Origin of the sequence: Novosphingobium sp. KN65.2 (assembly GCF_001368935.1) — a bacterium.
GTDB lineage: Bacteria > Pseudomonadota > Alphaproteobacteria > Sphingomonadales > Sphingomonadaceae > Novosphingobium > Novosphingobium mathurense.
This window is the reverse complement of the sequence record NZ_CCBH010000085.1, coordinates 1-2,480: the sequence shown is the minus strand read 5'-3', so window position 1 is coordinate 2,480 and position 2,480 is coordinate 1. Positions and strand designations below refer to the sequence as shown.

The window sequence follows — 2,480 nt, the reverse complement described above, 5'->3', positions numbered from 1 at the left end:
TCGCTCGGTCTGATCCCGCTTCATTGCTGAAAGGGCGACGCGGGCTTGTCTTCTGACATATTCTATAGACTGCAGGTGGTCCGGATGTTTTTTGGCATATGATACCCATTCGGCCCAAGAAACTCCCACGTCAGGGTCCGCCTCATGGATCGCCTTCGCCACAGCCTCCACCACATCATCCGAAGGCTCACGATCATCAACGGGCGTTGATGTTAATCCGTGATCGGCAAGAGGATGGGGTGGGTTGGCAACAAGCGCGTTTATCTGTGCCGCGAAGTTTTCAGCAGCCTCTCTGTAGCTGAAATCTGCGCAATACCCACCAAACTCGATCCGGTAGAACGGTTCTCCGGGGTCGGTGAGATAATCTCCCGTCACCGTCTCAATTTCGCGTACAACCGCGACAGGCTCACTCTGTTGCGCTGGCCTGCGGTTGTTCCAGCCAGCGACAGGCTCGCCAGCAGAAAACCACTCGCGAATATCGGCCTTCATTTCCTCGCAGACATTCGGATCGTCCAATGCTGCGCTCAACCACTGGCCCAGTTTCGCGGAAGCCATGATGATGCGGTTGTGTGGCTTCATCGTCTCAGGCATCGTTATCTCCAAGGGCTGCGCGGGCGGTCGAATAGGCGAAATCAAGAGCGCCCTCCCTATCGTCCCACCGATAGTTTTCGCCCGCGTCTTCCTCAGCCGAAGTCTCGACCGCGATCTCCCGCAAAGCCCCCTCCAGCTTCGCCACGCGCTCGGCCTCCGAGTTCGCGGCCTGTATGTGCCGCTCTACATCGTGGCGCAGGTTGGCTATTTCCTCGGCCATCTGTTCGTTTGTGGATAGGAGGTTGAGGATGGCGTCTGCCGACTTCTCACCCAATCTTGTTTGATGCACGCCGCCGAAAGTAATGACGGAAGCGCGAAGAACGTCAGCTTGCGCCCGCAGCGTCTCAGCGTCCATTGTCTGTCTCCTTGGGAAGTGAGGCGCGGAGGATCTGGCTGGCTTCGTAGAAGCTCGACCAATGAGACGAGCAGAGATATTCCTCCGCGTCCCAAGCCTCTGCAAAAGGCTCCAATGCCTTCCGAAGCCTCTCATTCTCTTCCTTGAGTGTTTGTAGAGCGGTGCGAGCCTCGTACAGATCAGAGCGAACTTGCCTTGCCTCCTCTGGGCTTATCTTAGTCCATGTGGAAGTGTCGCCCTGTTTGCCGTCCATGGCTTCTCGCAGGACCGCATAGCCCTCCGAAATGAGCGAAGGCACTCGCCTCTCGATCAGCTTGTTAATGTCGGTCATGGGAAAGCCTTTCCCTGCTGATGGAAGTCATCCCATCCGAGCTTCTGGCGCTCCAATCTCTCCGATTGTGGTCCGGGCAGCGGTTTCCAATCAGGCCGAGGCTCGCCTCGCTCGGCGCTTTCCCAACCAAAGCGGTAGTCATCACTTTGCTGTATTTCGTGATAGTGCTGGCTCATGTTGCTCACCGTCTGATCCTTCCAGTTGATTATGGAATAAGGTCCTGCACGTTGCATCGCAGGGCAGTCGCGAACATTCGCAGGCGACTTACAGGGGGGTCGTGGCGACCACTCTCAATGTTCGCCACTTGCGCGCGAGACACGCCGATTTGTTGTGCGAGTTCGAGTTGCGTTAGGCCAAGTTCGTTTCGATGCTTGGCAACCATATCGCCAACGGTGGCGGTCGCTGGGGTCAGATAACCTTTACCCGCGCACCTTGGGCATTTAATTGCGTCGGGTTCACTCATCGCCCATCCTTCTTGACTATCTCGTAACCGGCTGCGGCGAGGGCGGCGGTAAGCTCGGCGCACTTCTCTCGAACCTGTCCAGCGGGTGCGGCAGGCCAAGCAGCCATGTAGGCTTGTGCCAGCGGGTCCGGCTCATCGGGGAGCATGATCTCTGCCAGGGCGCTTAAAACGCGAGGCCCCCTCTTGTCGGCGTTTCCCGACCTCAACGCTTCCGCGCAAGCCAGTTTCGCCACACGGTCAACGGTGTCGATGTAAGTGGCGAATGCGCGCATTGCGCCGTTGCTCACGGGAAAGCATCCACCAAAATATTCGTTCGCCCGCTCCATCGCGGCCTTGCTCGGTTCCATTATGTGTTTCCCCCTAGTAGCGGTCGCCAGTAAGCCCGCGTTCAATTGCCGAAGTGACGTTTTCTACTAGCTTGCTGTACCGTTCCGCGTTGGTGAGGTTGACCCATGCGTCCGCGATAAGGCTGGTTATCTTCGCCTTAATCTCCGGGTCACCGACGATTTGTTCCTGAGCAACCGCGCGTGCGACATCTCGAACAGCACAGTCAAACGCATCCTGCATTGGCGTTTTCGAATTGTAGGAGTTGCCGGTCGGCTTCACGAGGAGCGACTTGATCGCGTTTGAGATAAGTTCGCTGCGGCTTTCCGGCGTGAGTGTGTCCAGCACCGCCTTGGCAATGATGTCCTTCATGTTGTCGTCTGAGAGATTAACGTTCATCACGCGTTCCTTTCGTT

At 57.1% G+C, this 2,480-nt stretch carries 7 protein-coding genes; all 7 read right to left on the bottom strand.

Annotated features, from left to right (window positions below):
* The coding region (locus SPHV1_RS03460) for a hypothetical protein (protein ID WP_156367228.1) at positions 1-591 on the bottom strand (591 nt) is incomplete at its 3' end.
* Positions 584-946, bottom strand: coding sequence for a hypothetical protein (locus tag SPHV1_RS03455; RefSeq protein WP_054944685.1), 363 nt, complete (start codon positions 944-946; stop codon positions 584-586). The genes SPHV1_RS03460 and SPHV1_RS03455, both read right to left, overlap by 8 nt.
* On the bottom strand, positions 936-1,277 hold the full coding sequence (locus tag SPHV1_RS03450) for a hypothetical protein (protein ID WP_054944684.1): 342 nt from the start codon (positions 1,275-1,277) through the stop codon (positions 936-938). Before SPHV1_RS03450 ends, SPHV1_RS03455 begins: the two co-directional genes overlap by 11 nt.
* Positions 1,274-1,462 carry a hypothetical protein gene (locus SPHV1_RS24800; protein WP_156367227.1) on the bottom strand — a complete coding sequence of 63 codons (189 nt, stop codon included), beginning with the start codon at positions 1,460-1,462 and terminating at the stop codon, positions 1,274-1,276. Before SPHV1_RS24800 ends, SPHV1_RS03450 begins: the two co-directional genes overlap by 4 nt.
* Positions 1,463-1,482: 20 nt before the next feature.
* Entirely contained in the window at positions 1,483-1,659 is a 177-nt protein-coding gene (locus SPHV1_RS26105) for a helix-turn-helix transcriptional regulator (RefSeq protein WP_082430779.1), read from the bottom strand.
* Between the two features lie 77 nt (positions 1,660-1,736).
* A complete protein-coding gene (locus tag SPHV1_RS03445) occupies positions 1,737-2,087 on the bottom strand; it encodes a hypothetical protein (protein ID WP_054944683.1) in 351 nt (116 codons plus the stop codon).
* Positions 2,088-2,100: 13 nt separating this feature from the next.
* On the bottom strand, positions 2,101-2,480 hold a 380-nt coding region (locus tag SPHV1_RS03440), incomplete at its 5' end, for a hypothetical protein (RefSeq protein ID WP_231634497.1).

What these genes read in the sequence shown, in the direction of transcription:
- SPHV1_RS03455 (WP_054944685.1), bottom strand. Translation starts at nt 946, where the DNA reads ATGGACGCTGAGACGCTGCGGGCGCAAGCTGACGTTCTTCGCGCTTCC.
- SPHV1_RS03450 (WP_054944684.1), bottom strand. Translation starts at nt 1,277, where the DNA reads ATGACCGACATTAACAAGCTGATCGAGAGGCGAGTGCCTTCGCTCATT.
- SPHV1_RS26105 (WP_082430779.1), bottom strand. Translation starts at nt 1,659, where the DNA reads ATGGTTGCCAAGCATCGAAACGAACTTGGCCTAACGCAACTCGAACTC.
- SPHV1_RS03445 (WP_054944683.1), bottom strand. Translation starts at nt 2,087, where the DNA reads ATGGAACCGAGCAAGGCCGCGATGGAGCGGGCGAACGAATATTTTGGT.